Annotated in this window: 28 protein-coding genes; 17 read left to right on the top strand and 11 right to left on the bottom strand. The window is 71.2% G+C overall.

The features are described 5' to 3' along the window. Nucleotides 1–74 precede the first annotated feature (74 nt). Nucleotides 75–995 (top strand): 2-hydroxyacid dehydrogenase, encoded by a 921-nt coding sequence (locus Apa02nite_RS49640; protein ID WP_203831398.1) that lies wholly within the window; start codon nucleotides 75–77, stop codon nucleotides 993–995. Between the two features lie 28 nt (nucleotides 996–1023). On the opposite strand, the gene chrA is transcribed toward Apa02nite_RS49640, so the two are convergent. The 3 genes from chrA to Apa02nite_RS49655 are packed head-to-tail and all read right to left on the bottom strand — an operon-like array spanning nucleotide 1024 to nucleotide 3330. Further along, nucleotides 1024–2193 (bottom strand): chromate efflux transporter, encoded by a 1170-nt coding sequence (chrA, locus tag Apa02nite_RS49645; RefSeq protein ID WP_203831399.1) that lies wholly within the window; start codon nucleotides 2191–2193, stop codon nucleotides 1024–1026. Continuing rightward, complete coding sequence (locus Apa02nite_RS49650; RefSeq protein WP_203831400.1) at nucleotides 2186–2578, bottom strand: VOC family protein; 393 nt, start codon at nucleotides 2576–2578, stop codon at nucleotides 2186–2188. Before Apa02nite_RS49650 ends, chrA begins: the two co-directional genes overlap by 8 nt. Continuing rightward, nucleotides 2575–3330 carry an arsenate reductase/protein-tyrosine-phosphatase family protein gene (locus Apa02nite_RS49655; RefSeq protein ID WP_239165123.1) on the bottom strand — a complete coding sequence of 252 codons (756 nt, stop codon included), beginning with the start codon at nucleotides 3328–3330 and terminating at the stop codon, nucleotides 2575–2577. Before Apa02nite_RS49655 ends, Apa02nite_RS49650 begins: the two co-directional genes overlap by 4 nt. Before the next feature lie 63 nt (nucleotides 3331–3393). Here Apa02nite_RS49655 and Apa02nite_RS49660 point away from each other — a divergent pair, with 63 nt between their 5' ends. The 5 genes from Apa02nite_RS49660 (at nucleotide 3394) to Apa02nite_RS49680 (ending at nucleotide 5684) form a co-directional block, all read left to right on the top strand. Continuing rightward, complete coding sequence (locus tag Apa02nite_RS49660; protein WP_203831401.1) at nucleotides 3394–3786, top strand: hypothetical protein; 393 nt, start codon at nucleotides 3394–3396, stop codon at nucleotides 3784–3786. Next, the gene (locus Apa02nite_RS49665; RefSeq protein ID WP_203831402.1) at nucleotides 3783–3941 is read left to right on the top strand and encodes a GNAT family N-acetyltransferase; all 159 of its coding nucleotides are present in this window, start codon (nucleotides 3783–3785) and stop codon (nucleotides 3939–3941) included. Before Apa02nite_RS49660 ends, Apa02nite_RS49665 begins: the two co-directional genes overlap by 4 nt. 64 nt (nucleotides 3942–4005) lie before the next feature. Then, nucleotides 4006–4392, top strand: coding sequence for a YrhB domain-containing protein (locus tag Apa02nite_RS49670; protein WP_239165124.1), 387 nt, complete (start codon nucleotides 4006–4008; stop codon nucleotides 4390–4392). A gap of 175 nt (nucleotides 4393–4567) precedes the next feature. Beyond that, complete coding sequence (locus tag Apa02nite_RS49675; protein WP_203831403.1) at nucleotides 4568–4945, top strand: hypothetical protein; 378 nt, start codon at nucleotides 4568–4570, stop codon at nucleotides 4943–4945. A 43-nt stretch (nucleotides 4946–4988) separates the two neighbouring features. Then, nucleotides 4989–5684 carry a hypothetical protein gene (locus tag Apa02nite_RS49680; RefSeq protein ID WP_203831404.1) on the top strand — a complete coding sequence of 232 codons (696 nt, stop codon included), beginning with the start codon at nucleotides 4989–4991 and terminating at the stop codon, nucleotides 5682–5684. Here Apa02nite_RS49680 and Apa02nite_RS49685 read toward each other — a convergent pair. Beyond that, a complete protein-coding gene (locus tag Apa02nite_RS49685; protein WP_203831405.1) occupies nucleotides 5665–6306 on the bottom strand; it encodes a response regulator transcription factor in 642 nt (213 codons plus the stop codon). The genes Apa02nite_RS49680 and Apa02nite_RS49685 overlap by 20 nt on opposite strands. Beyond that, nucleotides 6294–7481: a sensor histidine kinase gene (locus Apa02nite_RS49690; RefSeq protein ID WP_239165125.1), complete on the bottom strand. Its 1188-nt coding sequence runs from the start codon at nucleotides 7479–7481 to the stop codon at nucleotides 6294–6296. The genes Apa02nite_RS49685 and Apa02nite_RS49690 overlap by 13 nt, the downstream gene beginning before the upstream one ends. Before the next feature lie 131 nt (nucleotides 7482–7612). Between Apa02nite_RS49690 and Apa02nite_RS49695 the strand changes: the two genes are divergently transcribed. The 3 genes from Apa02nite_RS49695 (at nucleotide 7613) to Apa02nite_RS49705 (ending at nucleotide 12770) form a co-directional block, all read left to right on the top strand. After that, nucleotides 7613–8803 (top strand): alpha/beta hydrolase family protein, encoded by a 1191-nt coding sequence (locus tag Apa02nite_RS49695; RefSeq protein WP_203831407.1) that lies wholly within the window; start codon nucleotides 7613–7615, stop codon nucleotides 8801–8803. 138 nt (nucleotides 8804–8941) lie between these two features. Continuing rightward, nucleotides 8942–11779: an MXAN_6230/SCO0854 family RING domain-containing protein gene (locus tag Apa02nite_RS49700; RefSeq protein ID WP_203831408.1), complete on the top strand. Its 2838-nt coding sequence runs from the start codon at nucleotides 8942–8944 to the stop codon at nucleotides 11777–11779. Nucleotides 11780–11993: 214 nt separating this feature from the next. Beyond that, entirely contained in the window at nucleotides 11994–12770 is a 777-nt protein-coding gene (locus Apa02nite_RS49705) for a hypothetical protein (RefSeq protein ID WP_203831409.1), read from the top strand. A 9-nt stretch (nucleotides 12771–12779) separates the two neighbouring features. On the opposite strand, the gene Apa02nite_RS49710 is transcribed toward Apa02nite_RS49705, so the two are convergent. The 3 genes from Apa02nite_RS49710 to Apa02nite_RS49720 form a co-directional block, all read right to left on the bottom strand. Then, the gene (locus tag Apa02nite_RS49710) at nucleotides 12780–13223 is read right to left on the bottom strand and encodes a hypothetical protein (protein WP_203831410.1); all 444 of its coding nucleotides are present in this window, start codon (nucleotides 13221–13223) and stop codon (nucleotides 12780–12782) included. 59 nt (nucleotides 13224–13282) lie between these two features. Continuing rightward, nucleotides 13283–14014, bottom strand: coding sequence for a DUF4839 domain-containing protein (locus tag Apa02nite_RS49715; protein ID WP_203831411.1), 732 nt, complete (start codon nucleotides 14012–14014; stop codon nucleotides 13283–13285). A gap of 85 nt (nucleotides 14015–14099) precedes the next feature. Next, the gene (locus Apa02nite_RS49720; RefSeq protein ID WP_203831412.1) at nucleotides 14100–14450 is read right to left on the bottom strand and encodes a hypothetical protein; all 351 of its coding nucleotides are present in this window, start codon (nucleotides 14448–14450) and stop codon (nucleotides 14100–14102) included. A gap of 422 nt (nucleotides 14451–14872) precedes the next feature. Between Apa02nite_RS49720 and Apa02nite_RS49725 the strand changes: the two genes are divergently transcribed. Further along, nucleotides 14873–15256 (top strand): hypothetical protein, encoded by a 384-nt coding sequence (locus Apa02nite_RS49725; RefSeq protein ID WP_203831413.1) that lies wholly within the window; start codon nucleotides 14873–14875, stop codon nucleotides 15254–15256. A 75-nt stretch (nucleotides 15257–15331) separates the two neighbouring features. Continuing rightward, on the top strand, nucleotides 15332–16297 hold the full coding sequence (locus Apa02nite_RS49730; RefSeq protein ID WP_203831414.1) for a phosphotransferase: 966 nt from the start codon (nucleotides 15332–15334) through the stop codon (nucleotides 16295–16297). A gap of 10 nt (nucleotides 16298–16307) precedes the next feature. On the opposite strand, the gene Apa02nite_RS49735 is transcribed toward Apa02nite_RS49730, so the two are convergent. Continuing rightward, on the bottom strand, nucleotides 16308–17561 hold the full coding sequence (locus tag Apa02nite_RS49735) for an MFS transporter (RefSeq protein ID WP_203831415.1): 1254 nt from the start codon (nucleotides 17559–17561) through the stop codon (nucleotides 16308–16310). Between the two features lie 89 nt (nucleotides 17562–17650). Here Apa02nite_RS49735 and Apa02nite_RS49740 point away from each other — a divergent pair, with 89 nt between their 5' ends. After that, complete coding sequence (locus Apa02nite_RS49740) at nucleotides 17651–18214, top strand: CGNR zinc finger domain-containing protein (RefSeq protein ID WP_203831416.1); 564 nt, start codon at nucleotides 17651–17653, stop codon at nucleotides 18212–18214. Nucleotides 18215–18247: 33 nt separating this feature from the next. Here the strand turns inward: Apa02nite_RS49740 and Apa02nite_RS49745 are convergent, their stop codons facing one another. Further along, nucleotides 18248–18892 (bottom strand): SDR family oxidoreductase, encoded by a 645-nt coding sequence (locus Apa02nite_RS49745; protein ID WP_307872056.1) that lies wholly within the window; start codon nucleotides 18890–18892, stop codon nucleotides 18248–18250. On the opposite strand from Apa02nite_RS49745, the gene Apa02nite_RS49750 reads away from it, so the two are divergent. The 5 genes from Apa02nite_RS49750 to Apa02nite_RS49770 all read left to right on the top strand — a co-directional run bounded on the left by Apa02nite_RS49750 (nucleotide 18830) and on the right by Apa02nite_RS49770 (nucleotide 22266). Beyond that, complete coding sequence (locus tag Apa02nite_RS49750) at nucleotides 18830–19447, top strand: TetR/AcrR family transcriptional regulator (RefSeq protein ID WP_239165127.1); 618 nt, start codon at nucleotides 18830–18832, stop codon at nucleotides 19445–19447. The genes Apa02nite_RS49745 and Apa02nite_RS49750 overlap by 63 nt on opposite strands. A 99-nt stretch (nucleotides 19448–19546) precedes the next feature. Next, a complete protein-coding gene (locus tag Apa02nite_RS49755; RefSeq protein ID WP_203831418.1) occupies nucleotides 19547–20380 on the top strand; it encodes a hypothetical protein in 834 nt (277 codons plus the stop codon). Nucleotides 20381–20432: 52 nt separating this feature from the next. Then, entirely contained in the window at nucleotides 20433–21524 is a 1092-nt protein-coding gene (locus Apa02nite_RS49760) for an AAA family ATPase (RefSeq protein ID WP_203831419.1), read from the top strand. 93 nt (nucleotides 21525–21617) lie between these two features. Next, nucleotides 21618–21986, top strand: a complete 369-nt coding sequence (locus tag Apa02nite_RS49765) for a hypothetical protein (protein WP_203831420.1) — start codon at nucleotides 21618–21620, stop codon at nucleotides 21984–21986. Between the two features lie 28 nt (nucleotides 21987–22014). Further along, the gene (locus tag Apa02nite_RS49770) at nucleotides 22015–22266 is read left to right on the top strand and encodes a hypothetical protein (protein WP_203831421.1); all 252 of its coding nucleotides are present in this window, start codon (nucleotides 22015–22017) and stop codon (nucleotides 22264–22266) included. Between the two features lie 29 nt (nucleotides 22267–22295). Here the strand turns inward: Apa02nite_RS49770 and Apa02nite_RS49775 are convergent. Further along, nucleotides 22296–22961: RNA-guided endonuclease TnpB family protein (locus Apa02nite_RS49775; protein ID WP_203831422.1), on the bottom strand; the 666-nt coding region annotated here is incomplete at its 5' end.

The raw sequence follows: 22961 nt of genomic DNA on the forward strand, positions 1-22961 counted from the left end.
CGGGTTCATCCTGATCGACGAGTCGACCAACCGTACGGTCGCCGCCGGAATGATCATCGAAGCCGCCTGAGCCGGTGCCGACCATCCTGGTTCCCGACGATCATGGTGTCGAGGTGCTCGCCGGGGTGCCGGCGGTCACCGCGTTGCGCTACACCGCGGGCGAGGTGCCCGCGGGCGGTGACACGGCGGAGGTGCTCGTGGTGCCGTTCGGGCCGGTCGAGCCGCTGATCGCGATGACCACGCGGTTGCCCCGGCTGCGGCTCGTGCAGACCCTGCACGCCGGGACCGAGAGCTGGCGCGGCCGGCTGCCACCGGGTGTGCTGTTGTCCAACGCGCGTGGTGCGCACGGTGCGGCCACCGCGGAGTGGGCGCTGGCCGGGCTCCTCGCCGTCTATCGCGGGCTGCCCGGCTTCATCGCGGATCAGGCCGCCGGGCAGTGGCGGTGGCGGACCACCGATTCGCTGCAGGGCAAGCGCATCCTGATCCTCGGGGCGGGGGACCTGGGCACCTGTCTACGCCAGCTGGTGGCACCGTTCGGGACTACGGTCACCATGGTCGCGCGCCGTCGGCGGTCCGGCGTACACCATCTGTCTGATCTTGCGGACCTGCTGCCGTGCCATGACGTGGTCGTGGTGATGCTGCCGCACAGCGAGGCGACGCATCACCTGGTCGACAAGGATTTTCTCGCCCGGATGCCGGACGGCGCGGTGCTGGTCAACGCCGCCCGCGGACCCCTGGTGGACACCGATGCGCTGGTGGCGGAGCTGCGGCGGCAGCGGATCCGGGCGGTGCTGGACGTGACCGACCCGGAGCCGCTGCCGGCGGGCCATCCGCTCTGGACGGCGCCCGGCGTGCTGATCACCCCGCACGTGGGTGGCAGCGTGCACGACTACCGGCTGCGGGCCTGGCGGGTGGTGGCCGGCCAGATCGCCCAGTTCGCGCGCGGCGACGTGCCGGACAACCTGGTGCGCGCCTCGCCCCCGATCGTCCCGTGATAGGTACCGGGGCTGTCCTCGACGGCGGTCAGTGCGGGAGGTCGCCACCGGCGAGAACGATGACGACGCCGGCCGCGGCGGCGGTCAGCAGGGTCAGGACCGGGCCGCGGCGCACGCCCAGCGCGAGAACGGCGGCGACGGCGAGGACGGCGTACTGCCACGGTTCGGTCAGGGCGCGGACCAACGGGACGGCGGAGCCGAGGATCGCCCCGATCGCGGCGGGGCCGGCGCCGTCGAGGAACGCCCGCACCCGCTGGTCACCGCGCAGCCGGTCGAAGTGGCCGGCGCCGAGCAGGATGAACGCGAAGGACGGGCTGAACGCGACAGCGGCGGCGAGCAGACCGCCACCGATGCCGGCGGCGGCATAGCCGACCACGGCGACCGTGTGCACGACCGGCCCGGGAGTGATCTGGCCGAGCGCGACCGCGTTGAGGAACTGGGCGGGGCTCATCCAGTGGTGTTGCCCGACCGCGTCGGCCTGCATGAGCGGGATGATGACGAACCCGCCGCCGTAGGAGAGCGCGCCGACCTTCAAGGCCGTCCAAGCCAGCGGGAGCAGCACGCCGCCGCCGAGCCCGGCCACGGCGAGCAGCGGAACGGCGGGCGTGGGCGGCCGGGTCCGGCCGGGCAGCCGCCGGCCCAGGACCTCGCTGACGCCGCACGCGACGAGCAGCAGGACCAGCCACGGCCCGATGGTCGCCGCGGCGATCGCGCCGAGCAGCAGGTAGGTCGCCCACCGCAGCCGGCTGCCCTGCTGGCGTGCCCGGTTCAGCCCGGCGGGGATCAGGCTGGTGCCGGCCTGCACCGCGATCGCGGCGACCGCCGCGCCCGCGCCCGCCCCGGCGGCCTTGACCCAGGTCGGAGGGTCGCCGAGAAACAGCGCCGCGAGAGCGAGGATCGCGATCAGCCCGGGCAGGATGAACGCGGCGCCACCGGCCAGCGCGCCCACCCGGCCGCGGACCCGCCCGGCACAGAAGATCGCCAGCTGGGTGGAGGCCGGGCCGGGCAACAGGTTGCAGGCGGCGATGGCGTCCTCGAACTCCTGCGCGTCGAGCCACTTCCGGTCGTCGACGCAGAGTTTGCGCAGCAGGGCGATGTGCGCGGGCGGCCCGCCGAAGCCGATGCAGCCGATGCGGCCCCATTCCTTCAGGACGGTCGCGAGATCGGCGCGGTGCCGGGTGGCGGGCAGGTCAGCCATGAGCGGGCTCGAAGAGCTCCACGGGGTTGCCGGCCGGGTCGTCCAAGACGATCTGCCGCCCGCCCGGGCCGGTGATGACGTCACTGCGGAAAACCACCCCAGCCGTGCGCAGCCGGGCCACCTCGGTGTCGATGTCGCTGACGATCAGATGGATGCGGTTCCAGCCGCCGGGCTGCGGCCGGCGTCCGTCGGGCATGGCGCGCCCGGCGGAGCTGTCCGGGCCGGACAGCAGCAGTCGCAGGTGACCGCGCCGGACGTCGGCGAACGCCGGCAGGAACGTGGTGATCGAGGTGAAGCCGAGGTGGCCGGTGTAGAAGCCGAGCGCAGCGGCTACGTCGTCGACGAGATAGCGCACGCTGACGGTGCTGTCCTCGATGGTGGTCATGATGCCTCCTTCGGTCGGTCGGTGAGGGTGTGCAGCAGGAAGCCGATGCGCTGGGTGAGCTCGTCGGCGGTCCGTTCGAACGCGGGCGGGCCGTCCGGGCCGGCGGCCGGGTCCGCGATGCTCCAGTGCACCGGTCGTGGATGGCCGGGAAAGCCGGGGCAGACCTCCTTGACCCGGTCGCACAGGGTGATCACGTAGTCGAAGTGCTGACCGGTGAACTCGCCCAGGTGCTTGGGTCTGGCGCCGGCCAGGTCGATCCCGCGCGCCGCCATGGTGCTCACCGCGCTCGGATGAACCGGCTTCGGCGCGCTGCCGGCGCTGAACGCGTGCACGGCCCCGGCGCTGCGGTGGCGTAGCAGCGCCTCGGCCATCTGCGAGCGTGAGCTGTTGCCCGTGCACAGGAACAACACCCGTCCGGTCACCGCGAGCACGGGTGCGGGCCGGGTGAGGCGCAGGCCCGGGTGCAGCGCGGCACCGGTTCCGGACAGCAGGTCCCCGCAGCGCTCCAGGTCGAGCGAGTAGTAGGTGTCGCGGCCGTCAGCGCTGCTGCGCCGCGCGGTCACCAACGCCGCCATGCGCAGCTTGCCCAGGTGATACGAGACGAGATTCTGTGGCTGGCCGAGCACCGCGGTCAGCTCGTGCACGGCGCGATCGCTGCGGGCCAGCTCGCTGAGCAACCGCCACCGCACCGGGTGCCCGGCGGCGGCCACGAACCCGGGCACCGCGACGGTGCCGGGCATCTCTGTCGTCACGCCCGCAGATTACATCAAACTGATTTGATGCAATAGGCGCGCTGGTATCGGGCATGATCGGGTATGCGCTCGGGCCACTGGCACCTCACCGCGGACGTCGAGGACTTCCTCGCCCGGGCCGGAGCCTTCCTGCGCTCCCGTCCGGATGTGCACACCATGCCGCTGTCGGTGACCGCGAAACTGCGCACGCCCGGCGGCGGTTCCCCGGGCGCCGTCTTCGGGCTGCTGGAGCAGGCGGGGGAGGTCCGGGCCACCTGCTACCGCCTTCCGGCCGGTGGCCTGAGCGTCACCGCCCTGACGCCCGAGCAAGCCGACACCCTGGCCGCCCACCTGGCCGCCCTCGGGCACGCGTTTCCCTCGGTCGGCGCGGAACGTGCCACCGCCGCGGCGTTCGCCGAGGCCTGGCAGCGGCACACCGGCGCGACGCCGGCGCTGCGGGTCCGGCGGTTGAGGTGAGCAGGGCCGCGCTCGCCGCGGGGGCGACCGACGTGGTGCTGTTCACCGACGCCGCCAATGCGACGAGCAACGCCCTCTATCGACGCCTCGGCTACGTCCCGGTCGGTGAGTGGGCCACCTACGGCTTCAGCCCTGCCGAGCCGGCGGCCGGGTAGGGCGCCGTCTACCGCGGTGACGGCGGGGCTCGGCGCACGGGCATCCCGCATCGAGGTGCGGCTGGTGGACGTCGCAGGATGGTCGGCGCGGACGTCCGCGGGGCGGGGCTGCCACGACGGGTTCCGCACCGGCGGCGCGACGGAGGCGTACAAAATAATGGTTTTGAAACGACCTGATCAGGGTGTTGTCCTGCAGGACGCCTATCAGCGGGCGCAGGAACTGCTCGACGAGACGGTGCGGCGGGACACCGGCGATGTGGTGATCGTGTCGTGCACGGAGTTCCCGAGTTCGTGGGTGTTCGGTTACCAGACGCGCCGGTTCATGCGCGGTGACGTCATGGCCTCGATGGTCGGGAATGGGCCGGTGGTCGTGCCGAAGTCGGGTGCGGAGCCGTACACGGGTGGGTCGGGCACGCCGATCGCCGAACAGGTGGGTGAGAACCCGGTCTAGCGGCCGGATGGATGTTGCCGCGCCTCTGCGGAGCGGGTCGTGGACAGGCGATGCGCCGCCCGGGTTGCCGCGGCGGCGCGATCGCCGGTGTGCTGGTTGACAGTTACATGGGTAGCGTAGTCCACTATTCGATAGAGCTTGACTCTATCCACTTGGCAGTAGGGGACAACGAAGCATGACGACCAGACCGTTTTTGATCGCGCTGTCGGCCACCGTTGCACTGGCCCTCGCCGGGTGCGGCGGCAGCGATGCGCCTGCTGAGACCGCCGATGGCGCGGCGCCGGTGAACGGCAAACCGGCCGCGGCGGCGGGTGGCTCCTACGCGGCGAAGGATGTCTGCGCCTACCTGAAGGGCGAGATCCCGGCGCTGAATAAGATCGGCAGCCCGGTCGGGCGGCACGCCAACCTGGCCGGGAACCTGGCCACCTTCTTCGAGTCCCACGGCAAGCCGGAGAGCGGGGCCGCGCTGGACGCGGCGACCAAGGCGGAGTGCCCGGCGGTGCGTACCGAAGTGCTGACCTTGATCGACGTGGACGGTTTCAACGCGTTCTAGTGCCGTCGGCACATCCGTGCGCCACCAGGTTTCAGGAGGGCTCGTGTCCACTGTCTGCACCACCTCATCGGCGCGAACACGACGGCCGTGGCTCCTTCCGGTCGCCGTGGCCGGACTGGTCCTGGCGGCTCTGGGCGGCTGCGGGCCGGCCAACGCCGGGTCCGATGCCGCCCCGCCGATCGCCGCCGTCACCAGCCAGGACGCTGCCGCCGCCGACCCGGCCGCCAGCGATGACCCCGAGGCCGCCGACGCACCCGAGGCCGCTGACGCACCCCAGGCCGATGCTCCGCAGACCGGCGATGCGCCGAAGGCCGGCGGGGGTGCTCCGGCCGGTGGAAAGCCGGCCGGCGGCACCACGCCCAGCAGCACGCCGGAGCCGAGCCTTCAGCCGACACCGGCCGCGACCAGGAAACGCACTCTGCCGCCCGGGGCGGTGGTGACCGTGCAGCCGCTCGTGCCGACCATCGCATACTTCCAGGTCGCGACGAAGCCCACCTGCCGGACCGTGAAGGACGGGGTGGTCCACGAGGGTACGCCGGTGGTCCTCGAGTGGAAGGTCACCGGCACTGACCGGGTGCAACTCAGTGTCGACGGCCCGGGCCTCTATGCCGAATACGGCCCGGCCGGATCGGATTCACTCTTCTTCCCCTGCGACTCCTCACACCGGTACACGTTGACGGCGATCGGCCTCGGTCGTAACAAGGACCGGACGTTGGTGGTCAGGGTCCCAGGAACTTGAGGACGGCGAGCACGCGACGGTGGTCGGTGCCGGTGGGTGGCAGGTCGAGTTTGGTGAGGATGCTGCTGACGTACTTCTCGACCGCGCTGTAGCTGACCTTCAGCGCGTCGACGATGCCGTTGTTGGAGCGGCCCTCGGCCATCAGCCGCAGCACCTCGAGCTCGCGCGGGGTGAGGCGGTCGAGAGGGTCGTGGCGGTGACGCACCATCAGCTGGGCGACCACCTCGGGGTCGAGCACGGTGCCGCCGACGGCCACCCGCCGCAGGGCGTCGAGGAAGTCGGACACGTGGGCGACCCGGTCCTTGAGCAGGTATCCGACGCCGCTGGCCCGGCCGAACAGCAGGTCGGTGGCGTAGCGCTCCTCGACGAACTGGGACAGCACCAGGACGGCGACCGACGGGAACTGGTGGCGGATCACGAGGGCGGCCCGGATGCCCTCGTCGGTGTGGGTGGGCGGCATCCGCACGTCGATGAGGGCCAGGTCGGGCCGGTGCGCGTCGACCGCGCGCAGCAGCTGCTCGGCGTCGGCCACCGCCTCGACGACGTCGAACCCGCCGTCGGCGAGCAGCCGGGTCAGGCCCGCGCGGAGCAGGACCGAGTCCTCGGCGATCACGATGCGCACGGCAGCTCCACGGTGATCCTCGTCGGCCCGCCGGCCGGGCTGTGCAGAGCGAACGTACCGTCGACCGACGCGGCGCGCTGCGCGAGGCCGTGCAGCCCGGTGCCGTCGCTGCCCGGCGGCCGATGGGTGCCGAGCGTCGCGCCGCCGCGGCCGTCGTCGGTGATGACGACGTGCAGCCGGTCGGCGACCCGCTCGACGGTGATCTCGGCCCGGTCGGCGCGGGCGTGTTTGGCGATGTTGGTGAGCGCCTCGGCGACGATGAAGTAGGCGATCGCCTCGATGACCGGCGAGCAGCGGGCCGGCACGGCGACGTTCAGCCGCACCGGCAGCGGCGCGCGGGCCACGATGCCGGACAGGGCCGCGTCCAGCCCGCGGTCGTTGAGCACGGCCGGGTGCAGGCCGCGGACGAACTCGCGCAGCTCGGCCAGGGCCTGGGTTGCCTCCTCGTGCGCGGCCTCGATGGCCTGCCGGGCGGGCTCCGGGGTGTCGGTCAGGTTGGCGCGGGCCATGCCCAGGTTCATCGCCAGCGAGACCAGCCGCTGCTGGGCGCCGTCGTGCAGGTCACGCTCGATCCGGCGGCGTTCGGCGTCGGTCGCGGCGACGATGTCGGCGCGGGTCCGGGACAACACATCTATGCGCACGGAAAGCTGCTCGCTGCGGCTCGGGCCGAGCAGTGACCGCGCCGCGGCTGTGTCGACCTGTGCCACCGCCCGGGCCACCCACGGCGCAGCCAGCAGCGTCGCCGGGATCAGCAGACCCAGCGCTGGGTTGATCTTCCCGAGGACGATGGCAGCGCCCAGCCCGACCCCGGCCAGCCAGCACGCCGCGGTGGCGGTGGCGCCGATGGTGCCGATGAACAGCGCCAGCACGTGATAGGCGAGCTGGCGCCACCTGCCCCGCGGTGGGGCCGGGAGGATCTCGACGCCGAGGAAGGCCCGGAACCGCCGGCGCTGCAGGGCGGTGAGGCGTGGCACGGCCGGCACCACGAGCACCGGGGCCAGCACGGTGAGCACGACGAACGTGGCGGTCAGCGCCCAGGCGTCAGGCGACGCGTAGATGAGGCTCCACACCGCGCAATATCCCAGCCCGATCGGCAGCCCGGCGGTGAGCGCGAAGCTCAGCACGCCGACCGGCAGCCCGGTGAGTGCGTGCACAGTGCGCTTGGTCGAGGTCACGTCATCAAGGTAGACACCGTCGCGGCGGCGGGCCACGAGGACGTCCTCCGCTTGTGGATGAGGAAAACCCCACCCCGGAGCGGCTGCCTGCCCCACCGACATCCGGGCCACTGCCGGGCAAGGTGATCGGCATGCGTAAACGATCCTTGCCGGTGAGCCGCCGTGAACTGCTGGCCGCCGCCCTGCTGACTTCCGGTCTCGGGCTGGTCGGCACGGCCGCGCCCGCCGCCGCCCGGCCCCGGGCCCTCAGCCGGTTCACCCTGCCCGCACCGACCGGCCCGGCCTGCCTCGGCACCGTCGCGCTTCACCTGGCCGACCCCACGCGCACCGACCCGTGGGTGCCGGCCCACCCGGCGCGCGAGCTCATGGTCCAGATCTGGTACCCGGCACGGGACACCCGCGCCTATCCGGCGGCACCGTGGCTGTCGGCGGGCGCGGTGCCGCACTTCGCCGACAGTTTCGGGTTGCCTGCCGACCTGGTGCGCGCCACCACCACGCACGCCCGGACCGGCGCACCGGTCGACCGGCGCGCCGGCGGCCACCCGGTCCTGCTCTACTCGCCGGGTCTCGGGGGCGACCGCGGCACCAGCACGGCTCTGGCCGAGGACCTGGCCGGTCACGGGTACGTCGTCGTCACCATCGACCACACCCACGACGCCAGCGAGGTGGAGTTCCCCGACGGGCGGGTGGAGGTCGCCGCCATCCCGGAGATCGACGACCAGGTCATCGGGCAGGTCGCCGCGGTCCGCGCGGCCGACACCCGGTTCGTCCTCGATCAGCTGGCCGCCATCAACGCCGGCACCCACCGGCTCACCGGCGGACTGCGTGGCGCCTTCGACCTGAGCCGGGTCGGCATGTTCGGCCACTCCCTGGGCGGCAGCACCACCGCGGCCGTGATGCACGACGACCCGCGGGTCAGGGCCGGCGTCAACCTGGACGGCACCCTGGTCGGCGCCGCCGCCGTCGCGGGCTCCGGGCGGCCGTTCCTGCTGCTGAGCAGCGATCACGGTCCCGGCGCCGAGGACCCCACCTGGGACACGTTCTGGGCGAACCAGCGAGGCTGGAAACGCGAGCTGTCCCTGAGCGGCGCGGCCCACGGCTCGTTCAACGACGGTGTGGTGTTCTATCCGCAGGCCGCTCCGATCATCGGGCTGACACCCGAGCAACTGGCGGAGCTGGTCGGGACGCTGGAGCCGCAGCGGTCGGTCGGTATTCAGCGGGCGTATCTGCGGGCCTTCTTCGACCAGCACCTGCGGGGCGGGGACGGCCGGCTGCTGCGGGCGGCGGACTCCCGCTACCCCGAGATGCGGTTCGTTCGATAAATAGGTCGCGGACGTTTCCAAGATCCTTCTAGGATCGGCGACGCGGTGGGCGGCTCCCTACGGTGCTTCCTTCTCTCCCCACTTTCGAATGTTTAGCGTCGTTTCTCTCCGCCCACCGCCTTTTCGGGAGGATCACTTTTGGATCAGTTGGCCACCGTCGTACTGCGGCGTACCGGGCGGGTCACCGTCATCGGCACGGGGCAGGCACCTGAGGACGGGGCCGAGTGGTCGGTCGCCCTCGAAGCCGATCTCGCCGCGCGCGGCTGGCTGATGCACGACGAGCTGCGCAAGGCCACCGCGCGGCTGCCGGTGACGGTGCGGGTGCGATGGGCCGACTGGCTGCTCGCGGTGCTCGACGAGGACACCGGCGCGGATCGCCCGCTGGTCCCGCTCTATCGATCGTTTCCGGACACGCCCCGTGATCCGGCGGCGGTGTTCGTGCGGCGGCTGCTCACCCACCTGTTCGCGGTCCCGGGAGCGCCGTGCGTGCTGTGCGGGCGCGACGAGATCGGGTCGCCGCTGGACCCGTGCGGGCATCCGGTCTGCCCGGCCTGCTTCCCCGCGGAGCAGGTCAGTGGCTGTCCGATCTGCGGGCGGCGGCTGACCTCGGGGAACTCCTACCTGACGCCGGTCGCGCCGCCGCCGACGTCGCGGCCGGGGAATCCGCTGGACGAGGAGCTGCCGCCGATCCGGGTCGCCGGTCTGGAGACTGATCCGTACGCGGCCGCGGTCGAGCTCCGGGACCAGCTGATCGCCCGGCCGGGCGCGTTGAACGACCGTGACCGTGCCGACCTGAGAGCCCTGATCGCGGTCACCGTGCCGGGGCGGCTCGACTGGCTGCCCGAGGTCGTACCCGGCCGGGAGACGCATGCGCTGGTCCTCGCGTGGGCGCTGCGGGAGTCACCGCAGGTCGTCGCGACCGTCGCGGCGCGCTGGGACACGGTCACCGATGTGGCCCGGACACTGTGGGCCTACTCCGACGGCGATCCCGGGCTGGTGGAGCTGACGTCGCGGGTGCGGGCACTGCCCCGGGCGTTGCGGCGGGCCGTGCTGGCTCATCTGGACTCCCGCGGGGCGGTCAACGCGGCCGAGGACATGCTGCGCCATGCGACGGTGTGGAAGCGGCTGGGGGAGCGGCTTCATCCGTACGAAAAAATGCGGAACCATCCAGCGGCCGCTGTCGCGTTCGCGGCCCTGCGTGGCACCCGCGCCGCGCGATCCGGTGCCCTCGGCCGGGCCATCGTGGAGCAGGCCGGTGACCAGCTCGACGTCTCCGCCCACGCGGACGGCACCGTCTCGGTCCGGCTGCGCAGTCACGCGTCACTGGTCGAGCAGGCCCTCGCCGGCGGTGACGTGCCGGCCGCCGCCCGGCTGCTCACCCGCCGCCCGGGCGACCTGTGGCGCCGTCTCGACCACCTGCTGCGCACGGCCGGAGACGCACCCGCCGCACTGGCCGCGGTCACCTCGGCATTGCACGAGACCGCACCCCGGGTGTCACCCGGCGTGCTCGCCGCCGCGGCCGCCCAGCTGTCGCACCGCGCTGCGACGGTGCGGGCCTCGCCGGCGGACGTGGCCGTCGTCAAGCGGTCCCGCGCCGGTGCGCTGGCCGCCCGCCGGGCCCGCGACCTGGCCGCCGTTCCGCTGGTGACCGGCCTCGACGACGTGCTGCGCGACGCCGCCCGACGGCACGGCGCGTTCTCGGCCGTTCCGGAGACCTCACTGTCCCCGGCCGTTGCCGACCTGTCCCCGGCCGTTGCTGACCTGTCCGCGGCTGTTGCCGAGCCGCCGGCCGCTCCGTCGGAGGGGCTGAGTCTTGTCGGTGGGCGGCCCGGTCCCGGCATGCCGCGGCGGGTCTTCTTCCCCCGCGGCGGCGTCGTCACCACCTGGACCGAGCCGGAGAACCGTGCCACCCTCCCCGCTCCGGTGACCGCGACGGTGCGGGCGATCGTCGATGGCGAGCTGACCGGGCGGGCCTCGGCGCTGCCGCGGTTCGACCTGGCGGTGCTCGACGGTGCGCTCGCCGACGTGCCGGCCCCGGTGCGGGAGCGGGCCGGGTCCGCGCAGCTCGCGGGGTGGCCACGGGGCAGCGTGCGAACCCTGCCGTCGGCCGGGATCCTGCGGCTCTTCCTGCACTGGGAGGAGCCCGAGAAGACCCGGGTCGACTTGGACCTGTCGTGCGCCTTCTTCGGCGCGGACTGGCGGCGGGCGGGGTACTGCGACTTCTCGCGCCTGCGGTTCGCCGGGGACGCCGCGATCCACTCCGGTGACCTGACGTCGGCCCCGGCACCCCTGGGCGCCACCGAATACCTCGACCTCGACATCGATCTGCTGGTCGCGGCGGGCGCCCGGTACGCCGTACCGATGATTTTCAGCTTCAACGCCGTGCCGTTCGAGGCCCTGACTTCGGCGATCGCCGGCCTGATGCTGCCGTTGCGGGGCGGCGAACAGTTCGACGCCGCTCGCGTCGCCCAGCGGTTCGACCTGCACGGCGACGCCCGGATGATGATGCCGTTCGTCGTCGACCTGGAACGCCGCCACCTGCTCTGGACCGATCTGACCCTACCCGCTTCGGCTGACTACTACGACGTCGGCCGCTTCGGTGACCAGCTCGCCCGGGCCGCGGCCGACCAGCAGGAACACTTCCTCGGCGGCCACCGTGCCACGGTGCTGGACGTGCTGGCCTGGCATGCCGCCGCCCGGGCCGATCGCATCCTGGTCACCCACGCCGACGGCACCTGCACCGAGGTCCCGGCGTCACCGGCCGCGATCCGCGCCGCCGCGGCCCGGCCCAGTGGTGACGGTCCGCTCGAGGCCGGTCCCGGGCTGACGATGCTGGCGGGAGCTGTTGACGCCACAGGCCTGGACGGGTTGGTGCCGGGGGCGGGTTCGGTCGCGCTGACGGTGACGGGCCGGCCCGGGTCGCGGTGGACCGCGCTGAGCACGCTCGACATGATGGGCGAGCTGCCACCGGCCTGATGCCTTGATATCGCTCAGCAGCGATGTCGCGGGGCGCCGGGTGGGGTCGGAGCACACCTGATGGATCGGCGGCGCTCGGCTGCGGGACGTGTCCTCGATTCGACAGGTTCGGGGTCACGGGCTCGCTTGTGAGTGGGACTGCCCGGTGGTGATGTCGCAGTGATGGCGGACCGGTCGGCTCGCCATCGCCGGTGCGGCGAATGGGGGTGCGGTCATGGCAGAGAAACCGGTGGGCGCGGAGGAGATGCTGCGACCGTTGGAATGGGCGGTGCCCGCTGCGGACCTGACAGCGAACGTGAAACTGCAGGACCTGCTCATCGGCCTGCAACTGCTCGGCACCGACGAGCAGCGCGCGCAGGCCGCCACCAACGAGTGGAACAAGGACACTCCGGGCTCGATCCAGGTCATCAGGTCCGGGGCGATGGGGATCACCCGCTGGTGGGCCCGGCTGACGCGATGGGTCGCCGGGGCCGGGGGTGTGGCGGCGATCCTCGGTACGGCGGCGGGGGCGATCACGGCCGTACGGGAGGCACTGGGTGAACCGCTGATCGTCGCGCTCGTCGCCGGCGGGGCGGTGGTCACCGCGTCCGCGTTGCTGTCCGCCGCGCTGCTCATCAAGGGTGACCTGGAAGCGCGCGGGGTCGCCACGGCCGCGCGCAACTCGGGTCGCGCCGAGGTGGCCGCGGCGTTCCTGACCGGGACGGCCGCGCTCCCCGGCCAAGCGAAGGGGCAGGCGCTGGCCGCTGAACTCACCGCGGCCCTGTCGGGCGGCCGGCCGGTGTTCGTGCAGTGCCAGAACCTGCTGGATCCGCAGCGTGTGACCGGGTTCTCGCGTGTGACCGCCGGGGGATACCAGGTGAACCTCGGCGGGGACCTCTGGAGACCGATCGAGGACGTGATCGGCTACCGGATCGAGGCGCCGCCCGCTGCCGCGCCTGCCCCCTCGGCCAATGGGCGCAGCAAGGTCCGCAAGCCGTTCGGGGCCCGGTGACGGCCCGCTTCAGCTGTAGGTGATGACAGCTCTGGTGGAATCGTCGGTGATGACGAATTGGGAGAGACACGTCCCGGTGCTGGACGCGACCTCCCAGGCATGCCCCCGATAGCTGGTGTAGCTGACGCTGCTGCCCGGCGGGAGAGCGCGAGCCGAGTCCCGGCTCCCGAGCGTGGTGCGCCAGTAGAGAATGAGCGGCACCCGGCTGCGGTTCGACACGGACAGAGCAACCTCCGTCCGGTCGACCTGCCGCGACTGCAGTGCTCCGCACGGATACTTCGACACGCCGATATAGATGTAGGGAATCGGCTGGCGGACCGCGTCGCCGGCGCCGGGAGTGACGCAGTCCCCAGGTTTGCAGTCAGCGGCGACGGCCGGCGCCGGGCAGACCCCGAACCCCGCGCCGGCAATTACTCCTACGGCCGCAGCCACCACCCGTGTCAGCATGTTCATGGACCTGACTCCACCACCCCGTCGCCGGCACCGTTCCGGTGTTCGCGGACAGCGGACCGCTATCGAACTTCCGTCGATACCGGGTGGAGATGGAAAAGGCACTGCGCCGCGTTGAACTCGACCACCTCGGCGACGAAGCGGAACTTGTCGCCCTCGCCCACGGTGGCGGGAATGCTCTTGCCGGTCAGGTTCAAGTCGAGGATGTTGACGTCCTCGTACTTGAAGGCCGGCCCGGCCGTTGTCTGCGGTCCCTTGTCGCCGGGGCCCAGCAGGAAGTCGTAACGGGTGTTGTAGTCGCCGTGGTGCGCCATGTTCACGATCGAGCCGTTGAAAACGATGGTTTGGCCCTCGTGGCTGGTGGCGAACTTCGCGTTGGCGTCGTCGCAGTAGTCCAGCTTCAGCAGTGCCGCGAATTCGGGGTTGTTCTGCGGTGTGATCACCTTGGCGGCGGCCGACTCGGTCGCGGACGGAGTCGTAGTCGGCCCAGCGGACGACTTTTCGCTTGCAGCGGCCGCCGTTTTGTTCGGCCCGTCCTTCTTTTCGTTTTCGTCACTGAAGGCCGCGGCAAGTCCGATGACAAGGGCCAGGACCACGGCACCGCCGACCGCCGCACCGACCAGGAGCTTCGGCACCGCCTTCTTCGGGCGTCGGAAGTTGAGGGTGGAGCGCAGCGTGCCCTGGGACTGTTCCACCAGCTCCCAGCCATCCTTCTGCATTTTCGAGATCACCAGGCCGTCGGTGCCGCGGACCGTCCGCACGGTGTTGTACTCATACTTGATCTCGTCGGCCATGCCGTTCCGCGCTCCCTGAACGAATTGTTCCCATGAACTGTCACACGATCATAGGGACTGCGCGAGGAATTCGACATCGCCAAGATCACCCTTGTGCGGCCGGGCATTTGTTGAATGGCAATTCGCCGGAGTTGCGGGGTTTTAAGGGCAAGGAGAAAGCCCACCCGGCATCCCGTTCGTAGACGTCGAACTCCAGCACGTCGCTGATGACGGTGTCCGGGCTGATGTTGTCCATCTCCATCTCCAGCGTCACCACCTGTCCGGACATGAGGTCGGCTCCGAGTACGGACACGCCCCAGCTGCCGGCCGCCGTGGTGGCCGGCGGGTCGTTCCACTGCGGCGACCTCCCCGGTTTCGGGGTGGGGACGAGAAACGCCACCTGGCGGGCCAGGATCGGCGACATCGGGTCGACCGTGACGCGGCCTTCGGTGAGCACGAGCCGGTCACCGTGCGGCGAGCACCAGGTGCCGAAGAAGTCTGCCTCCGGAGGCGGCGCGGCCGGCGAGGTGACGGGCTCCAGCGCGAAGGCGACAACCTTTGAGGCCCGCGACGGCGACCAGCCCCGCGACGACCAGGAGCACACCGACGAGCGCCAGCACCCGACGCCACGGCCGGGCACGTGTCGTGTCGATCCGCCCGTCGTGACGAATCCGGTTCCGTAACTTCGGCATGTCAGCCCCCATCCGCAAATGATCTTGAGGCTTGGCGGGCGGCGGGGAAAGGGAGCTGATCAACCTTCCCCACAACCTCCACATGCGGTGCAGGCTGGGCCGGGCGGATCCATGAAGGCATCCGGCGGCGGAGGCCGGGCGCTCGGGTCATTGTGCCGCGTTCGCGCAGCTCACTAGCATGATGATCATGAAGGATCTGCGGAGAGCGCCGTTGATGACCGGTTGGCCACGTCGCGTGACGGCGGCACTGGCGCCTGCTTACTGCATCGGTCTGACAGTGGCCTTTTCGCATGAATCCGGCTTGATGGAGGCTTTGAAGATCACCGTCCCTTTCGCTGTCATGAGCGCCGTTCCGTTGCTGTTTCGGAGGTCCCAAGCCTTCAACAGCGCGTGCTACTGGTTGTCGGTTCTGGGAGTGATTGTGGGATGTGTCTTCGGAGGGGTGCTGTTTCTTCCCGCCGTGGTGCCTTTGTTGCTCGCCGCCCGGCCATCACTCCGCGCGCCGATACCGCAGTTGAGCGTGGCCGTGGTGTTGGCAGCGCTGGCATGGGGAATCAACCGTCTCCCGTGACGGCACGTGCTGAGCGCCGCGGCGATGAGCCAGCGGGCGCGCGGATTGCGCCGGTTCTGTGGTGGGATGCGGCGCATGGTCGCGTCGCTGGTGCCGGTGGTGGAGATGTTGTGGGAGCCGGGGGACGCACGCGCGGCGCTCAGCGGGCGGTTCGGCTTCCGAAGCGGGGAGTCGGCTGCGCGGTGGGTTGCTGAGCTGCTGGATGAGCACTGGGGTGTCCGCGTTGACTCCTGTGAGCGGATCGTGATGAGCGGCGGCAATGCGCTCGCCTGGGTGGGGACGCCGGGCGGGCGGATGCTCGCGAAATGGTCGGTGGCGCCCGCCCGGTTCGCGCGTCTGGCGGAGGTTGCGCGCGTCACGAGCTGGCTTCGCGGCCGGGAGGTGCCGGTGTCGGCGCCGGTTCCCGCTCGGGATGGGCGCCTCCAGGTCGAGGTGGACGGGGTCTCGGTGGGCCTGCAGCACGAGATCGCGGGCGACCTGCTCGACATTTCCCACCCCGTTTTGGTACGGGCGGCGGGCGCGACGGTGGCCAGGTTGCAGGCCGCGCTCGCGGTTTATCCGTACGCTGAAAAGCTTGGAAAAATCACCGCGGTGCGCAAAGGGCTGGGGGAGCGGGTCGTCGGCTGGCTCGACGGCAGCGCCGGGCACCTGCCGGTGGAAGCCCGTGACACGCTCCGCGCGCGGGTCGCCGCCGCGCCGCCCGACCGGCTTGCGGGGCAGCTGGTCCACTTCGACTTCCGCTCCGCCAACGTCCTGTGTGCGGGTGACGAGGTGGCCGCGGTCCTCGACTTCGAGGAGGCCCGGCACGACCATCGGCTCGTCGAGCTGGCCCGCGCCGCGGTGCTGCTCGGCACCCGCTATCACGACTGGGGTCCGGTCTCGGCCGAGGTCCGCGCGGAGTTCTTCGCCGGCTACGAGTCGGTGTGCCCGCTGACGGCTGACGAGGCGGCCTGGCTGGACATCCTCGTACGATGGCAGGCCTTGATGATGGTGCCCCGCGGTGACGATCCGACCGGGTGGGGCGCGTCCGCGCTGGGCTGAGGACAGAGGCCTACCGCTGGTCGGCGATCGTGAGCGCCGCGTCGGTGACCACCTTGAGGTACGGGACGACCAGGCAGAGACACACCGCGGCGAAGACGCCGAACGCGACGCGGTAGCCGGCCGTCTGGGCCAGGACACCGGCGATCAAGGCGGCCACCGGGGTCAGGCCCCACCCGACCAGGCGGCTCGCGGCGTTGAACCGGCCGAGCATGTGGTTCGGCACGGCCGACTGGATGATGACCCGGGAGTTGACCGTCCACATGGTCCCGCCGACGCCGGCCACGAACGCCGCCGCGGCGACCGGGACGGCGCTGCTCGCCGCGGCGGGCACGACCGCGGGCACCGCCACCAGCAGGAACGAGCCGATGATGTCGGCGAACATCGACCACCGGCGGCCGAGCAGCCGGTTGACCGGGCCGACGAGCAGGGTGCCGACGACACCGCCGGCGCCCATCGCGGTCATCAGCAGGCCGAACTGGCTCTCGCTGAGCGCGAGCGGGCCCGACACCGCGTACACCGGAATGATCGCGAGCCACGCGCTCCAGCAACCGGCCATGACCGCGATGAGCAACGCCATGGTGCGCAGCAGCGGGGTACGCCAGAGGAACCGCAGGCCGTCCTTGATCTCGACACCGACGGACCGGCGCTCCTGCCCGGCACCGGGCGCGAACTGACCGGCCAGCAGCAGGAGCAGCACCGCGCCGAGCACGTAGACCAGGCCGGTGGCGCCGAGCGCGAGCGCGAAGCCCGCGGCGACCAGGAACCCGCCGAGCGGGGCGCCGAGGAAGCCGTTGCAGAGGTACTCCATCGCGGTGACCCGCGCGGTGACGGTCTGCCAGCGGGCCCGCGGCACGGCGGACGGCACGATCGAGGCGGCCGAGGTGAGCGCGATGACCTCGGCGACGCCCAGCCCGAAGGCGACCACGTAGATCAGCGGCAGGCTGGTGGTGCCGGTGAGCACCGTGACCAGCAGGACTGCCATCGCGGCGATCCGGGTGACTTCCGCGCCGACCATCAGGTTGCGCCGGTTCCAGCGGTCCACGAGGACGCCGATGTGCAGCGCGGTGGTCAGCCACGGCAGCGTCATCAGCACCGCCACGGCGGCGACCAGGGCCGGGGAGTCGGTCAGGCGTACGGCCAGCAGCGGCAACGCGATCTTCATGACCGCGTCGGCGAGGTTCGTGAAGATCGTGAACGCGATCAGGATCCACTCGTTGCGGCGCGGTGGCGCCACAACGACGGTCGTCGCGGCTGGTGACGACATCAGCCCTCCAGTACTAACCGGTGACACGCACTAACCAGTTAGCACGCTTCAGCAGTAATGTGGCGGTGTCAAGCGGCAGGAGGTCGTCGATGAGCGGACCGCATCCGCTTCCGGCCGAGCTCGGCCCGGTGCTCGCGTTCGTCAACTCGGTGGACGTCGAGCTCGGGACCGATCAGTGGGCCGAGGGCCCGCCGGCGCTCACGGCGTGGATGACCGGGGCCGGGCTGCTGGACGCCGGGGTCACCGTGACGGCGGACGAGTTCGCCCTGGCGGGTCGGCTGCGCGCCGGTCTGCGGGAGATGACCCTGGCCAACAACGGTGTGCCGACCGATTTTGATGATCTCGCCGTGGTGCTGCGGGCGTTCCCCCTCATCGTGTCGCCGGGTGCCGGGACGCTCGCCGGCACCCACGACGGGCCGGTGATGGCGGGGCTGGGCACGGTCGTCGCGGGCTACGCCACCGGGCTGCTGACCGGCGCCTGGACCCGGATGCGGCAGTGCCCGGCCGGCGACTGCGCCTGGGTCTTCTGGGACTCGTCGGCCAAGGGCACACGCCGCTGGTGCACGATGCGGGTCTGCGGCAACCGCGCCAAGGCGCGCGCCTTCGTGGAGCGCCGGCGCGGCGCGGACCCGCGGCTGGCTGACCCCCAGTGACCTGGCCGGGATCGGCTGATGGGAGCCTGCGGACTAACCTTGCGCGGTCGGGCGGATGGTGATGTCGCCGATCTCGACATCGTCGGGTTGCTCGATCGCGAAAGCGATGGCGCGAGCGACCGCCTCGGGGCTGATGGCGAACTCCGCCATGTTCTTGCGCGTCTGTTCGCGCAGCTGCGGGTCGTCGACGTGATCGGCCAGCTCGGTGCGCACGTAGCCCGGCGAGACCGAGGTCGTCCGCAGCCAGCCGGAGGTCGACTCCTGACGTAGTCCTTCCAGGAGGGTGCGCACGGCGTTTTTCGTCCCGGCGTACACCGCTTGGGTCGGCACGATCTTCAAGCCGGACGTGGAGACCGTGGTGACGAAGTGGCCGCGCTGCTGCCGCTGGAAGACCGGCATGGCGGCAGCGAGCCCGTTGAGCACACCACGGACGTTGATGTCGATCATCGCGTTCCAGGCATCGACGTCCAGGTCGGCGATCGGGCTGATCCGGGCGATGCCCGCATTGCTCACCAGCACGTCGAGCCGGCCGAACTCGTCCACCGCCTGGGCGACCAGTGCGGTCATGTCGTCTCGCGAGGTGACGTCGACGGGTATCGCGGTGGCCCGGCCGCCGTGATCGCGGATCTCGGCGGCCAGCTTCTCCAGCCGGTCGAGGCGTCGGGCGCCGAGCACCACGGCGGCACCGCGGCCGGCGATGTCGCGGGCGGTCGGATCCTGCAGGTCGCGAAGGAGGTGGTCAGCCGCGCCGCCACCGTGGAGGAGATCCGGCTGAACGAGATCGCGAAAGCGGCCGGCGTCGGCCAGGGAACGCTGTACCGGCACTTCCCGGCGCGTGACGCCCTGCTGCTGGAGGTCTACCGGCGCGACGTTGACGAGATGTGCGACGCCGCCGAGGTGCTCGTACGCGACCTGCCGGCCGCCGAGGCACTGGAGAGATGGCTGGAACGGGTCGAGGAATACGCGTGGGTGAAACGCGGAGTGTTCGCCTCGGTCAAGGCCGCGATGCGCACCGATGTGAGCGAGCACAGCCACCGCCGGATCAACGAGGCGGTCGGCCTGCTCCTGGCCGCGGGCCGAGCGGCCCGGACGGTCCGTGACGACGTCGACGCGCGCGACATCGTCCTGCTCATCGGCTACCTGTCCCGGGTGACCCCGGAGGAACAGCACACCCGGGCACCCCGGCTACGCGCCATCGTGCTGGACGGGTTGCGCCCCCACCTCCCGGGCTGAGTGCCGTTCGGCGAGTCCGCAGCATCAGGTTGTCAGGTGCTGCCGCGCCTGCGGCCAGTCGTCGTCGAGCATGGCGTCACCTTTCACTACGGTGTCCCGGTGATGATCCTGGTGTTGAAGCTGGCGCTGGCTCCGCTGCTCGTGGTCGGGTCGTCGCTGGCCGGGCGCCGGTGGGGTGACCGGGTCACCGGGACGCTTGTGGCGTTCCCGATCGTCGCCGGACCGATTCTGCTCATCACCTGTCTGGAGCAGGGCGTCCACTTCGGTGCCAGGGCGGCCGCGGCGTCTCTGCTCGGGCTGGTGTCGCTGGCCGTCTTCGCGGTGATTTTCGCGTACGCCAGCAGCCGCCGAACCTGGCCGCTCGCGTTGGTCATCTCCTGGTCGGCGAGCATCCTGGCCGACGTCGTGCTGGCGCTGCGCCCGGTCGGGGTGCTCGGGGCGCTGCTGCTGGTCCTGGCCGTGATCGCGATCGCGCACCGCCTGGTGGCGACGATGAACCGGGGCATCGCCGGCCTCGGCAAGCCCGCGCCGCCGTGGTGGGATCTTCCCGGCCGGGCGCTGGCCACCGCCGTGCTGGTCCTGTTCGTCACCGGGATCGCGGCCACGGCCGGCCCGGTGGTCACCGGGATCCTGGCCCCGTTCCCGATCGCGACCAGCGTGGTCGCCGCGTTCGTCCTGGCCCAGCAGGGCTCGCCCGCGGTGATCCGGACCCTGGCCGGTGCGGTGCAGGGCCTGCTGGGCTTCGCGGTCTTCTGCTTCCTGGTCGCGGTGCTGGTCGTGCCGATCGGCATCCCGGCCGCGTTCGGCACGGCACTCGTGGGTGCCCTGCTGACCCAGCTGGCCTGGCGGTTGACGACCGGTCGCCGCAGCCGCAGCGCGGCCGGTCGCGCGCATCGTGGTGCCCCCGCTGGTTCGCACCCGGCCGGCAGGTAGTCGTACCAAAAATGTGGTTGCCGGTGTCGCGGCGGCGCGCGAGGCTGCGACGGTGCCCGATCCCCTTCCCGTGCTCTGGTTGTGCGGCCCCGCCGGCGTGGGGAAGTCCACCGCCGCCTGGGAGTTGTTCGCCGGGATGCCCGGTGCCGGGCACGTCGACATCGACCAGATCGGCATGTGTTTCCCGGAGATCCCGGCCGACCCCGGCCGCACCGTGCTGGAAGCGCGCATCCTGGGCCGGGTCGTGGCCAACTTCCGGGCGGCCGGCGCCAGCTGCTTGATCGTTTCCGGATACATCGACTCCCACCGCGGCATCCACACCGAGCACCTGCCGCACGCGGCGCTCACCGTGCTGCGGCTGCGCTGCGACCAGCCGGAGCTGCGCCGCCGCCTGGAGTTCCGGGCCAACCCGGCCGAGGATCGGGAAGCGGCGCTGCGTGAGGCCATCGTGCTCGACCGCACCGGCTTGCCGTACCCGTGCCTGGACACCACCGCGCGCACCCCCGCCGAAGTCCTCGACATCGTCCGTGACCGATGGGGGAGGCACACCGGGCGGCCCGCGGGTCCCTGGCCGGATCCGGTCTCCGCACCCGGCGAGATCCTCTGGATCTGCGGCCCGGCGGCCGTCGGCAAGTCGACGGTCGGCTGGGAGGTCGCCCAGCTGTCCCGGCAGGCCGGCCACACGACCGGCTTCGTGGATCTGCAGCAGATCGGCTTCCTGCACTCCGGGCCGGACCATCACCGGCTCCAGGCCGCGAATCTCGTCGCTGTGTGGATCAACTTCCATGGGTACGGGGCGCAGCGCCTGGTCGTGGTCGGCGCCGTGGACCAGCCGAGCCAGGTCCGGCGCTACACCGAGGCGCTCGCCCCGGCCAAGGTGACGCTCTGCCGGCTGCACGCGAGCCCGGAACGGCTGGGCGACCGCATCCGGCGACGGGGAAGGGGCGAGGGCCCGCCGATCGCCGGTGACGTGTTGCGGGGCCAGCCCGAACGCGTCCTCAAAAAGGCCCACGCAGCGGCGGTGACCGAGGCGGAGGCGCTGGAGGGAGCCGGCCTCGGCGACATGCGAGTCGACACGGACGACCACTCCGCCGCCGAACTCGCCCGCCTGATCGGCTGGCCACCGGTATCACTTTCGTCGTAGTGGACGGCCGCCGGGATCCGACGAAGCACTGACGACCCGGCTGCCGTTTCCGGCGAAGCTTCTGGTCATCCCCACCACGTCGGAGGAATGGCCATGCGGAAAGTCGTCATCGTTCTCGCCATCGTGATCGCTGTCCTGTGCGGCGGCATCGGATTGACCGGCTATCGGGCCTGGACGACGGGCAAGGACCTGCTCGATGCCGGGATCACGAAACGGCAGTTCGACGCGCAGAAAGCCGGCGCCCCGGAAACGGCGGTACGGGCAGCGCTGCCCGACCCGATCGACCCGATGCCCGACGAGGACGTCTACGGCGACGACCCGGGCCGGGCCGGGATGCCGGACGGGGCCTCGTGTGTCTATTACACGCTCAAGCCCATCGAGGCGAGTGGGCCGGACCTGTGGCGGTTCTGCTTCGCGGGCGGTCTCCTCGTACAGAAAAAGGCGTTGACCCTCCCCGAATGACACGGCAAGCCAACGAAAGGAAACTGCGGTGAGCGTCAACATCGACTGGGTCGAGCGGAACCTTTCCCGGGCCGAGCGCTTCCTGCGCGCCGCCGGGCTGATCGCCACGGGACTGCTCATCGACATCCTGCTGACCGAGCGGCGCTATTGGCTCGCGTTCTTCCTGGGCCTGGCGGCGATCTATGCCGGGTACGCGCTCGTCAAGGACGTGCGCACCCAGCTCCGCCAGCGGCACGGGCGACCGTCATGGCTATCCTCGTCGGGCCGACGATCGAGGTGAGGGTGACACGGTTGACAGTCCTCCCCGCCCTAAGGGACGGGGATTCCCTGGGTCGCCCCAGGGGGTTCCTGCTTCACCGACGACTGCCTCGTCCGAGAGGATCCTCGTTGAGGTCTTACACCGCCTCCACAGGCGATCACGGAGAGCCCCTCCGCGAGAATGTTGCGGGCCGCGTTCAGATCACGGTCATGCACCACACCACATCGGCAGGTCCACTCCCGCATGTCCAACGGCATCTGCTCGGTGAGAACACCGCAGGCCGAGCATAGTTTCGAGCTGGGAAACCAGCGGTCGACCGCCACCAGAGTCCGGCCATGCCACGCCGTCTTGTATTCGAGCATGGTCCGGAACTGTCGCCACGCCGCATCGCTGACAGCCCGGGCCAGGCAATGGTTTTTGAGCATGTTGCGCACCGGCAGGTCCTCGATCACGATCGTTTGATTCTCACGAACGAGCCGAGTAGTCAACTGGTGCAGACAGTCGCGCCGGCGGTCGGCGATCCGGGCATGGACCCGGGCGACCTTGACCCTTGCCTTGGCCCGGTTCGCCGAACCCTTCTCCTTACGCGCCAGATTCCGCTGGGCACGCACCAGAGCCGCCCGGTCCCGGCGTTCATGCTTCGGGTTGGTGACCGTCTCCCCGGTCGACAGGGTGAGCAGACTGCCGAGACCGGCATCGACCCCGACCACCCCGCA

The sequence above is a fragment of the Actinoplanes palleronii genome (assembly GCF_016862315.1).
Taxonomy (GTDB): Bacteria; Actinomycetota; Actinomycetes; order Mycobacteriales; family Micromonosporaceae; genus Actinoplanes; species Actinoplanes palleronii.

Bases quoted from the DNA above. Each gene is read 5' to 3' on its own strand.
- chrA (WP_203831399.1), bottom strand. From the start codon at position 2,193: ATGGCTGACCTGCCCGCCACCCGGCACCGCGCCGATCTCGCGACCGTC.
- Apa02nite_RS49650 (WP_203831400.1), bottom strand. From the start codon at position 2,578: ATGACCACCATCGAGGACAGCACCGTCAGCGTGCGCTATCTCGTCGAC.
- Apa02nite_RS49660 (WP_203831401.1), top strand. From the start codon at position 3,394: ATGCGCTCGGGCCACTGGCACCTCACCGCGGACGTCGAGGACTTCCTC.
- Apa02nite_RS49675 (WP_203831403.1), top strand. From the start codon at position 4,568: ATGACGACCAGACCGTTTTTGATCGCGCTGTCGGCCACCGTTGCACTG.
- Apa02nite_RS49695 (WP_203831407.1), top strand. From the start codon at position 7,613: ATGCGTAAACGATCCTTGCCGGTGAGCCGCCGTGAACTGCTGGCCGCC.
- Apa02nite_RS49705 (WP_203831409.1), top strand. From the start codon at position 11,994: ATGGCAGAGAAACCGGTGGGCGCGGAGGAGATGCTGCGACCGTTGGAA.
- Apa02nite_RS49710 (WP_203831410.1), bottom strand. From the start codon at position 13,223: ATGAACATGCTGACACGGGTGGTGGCTGCGGCCGTAGGAGTAATTGCC.
- Apa02nite_RS49715 (WP_203831411.1), bottom strand. From the start codon at position 14,014: ATGGCCGACGAGATCAAGTATGAGTACAACACCGTGCGGACGGTCCGC.
- Apa02nite_RS49725 (WP_203831413.1), top strand. From the start codon at position 14,873: ATGAAGGATCTGCGGAGAGCGCCGTTGATGACCGGTTGGCCACGTCGC.
- Apa02nite_RS49730 (WP_203831414.1), top strand. From the start codon at position 15,332: ATGGTCGCGTCGCTGGTGCCGGTGGTGGAGATGTTGTGGGAGCCGGGG.
- Apa02nite_RS49735 (WP_203831415.1), bottom strand. From the start codon at position 17,561: ATGTCGTCACCAGCCGCGACGACCGTCGTTGTGGCGCCACCGCGCCGC.
- Apa02nite_RS49740 (WP_203831416.1), top strand. From the start codon at position 17,651: ATGAGCGGACCGCATCCGCTTCCGGCCGAGCTCGGCCCGGTGCTCGCG.
- Apa02nite_RS49765 (WP_203831420.1), top strand. From the start codon at position 21,618: ATGCGGAAAGTCGTCATCGTTCTCGCCATCGTGATCGCTGTCCTGTGC.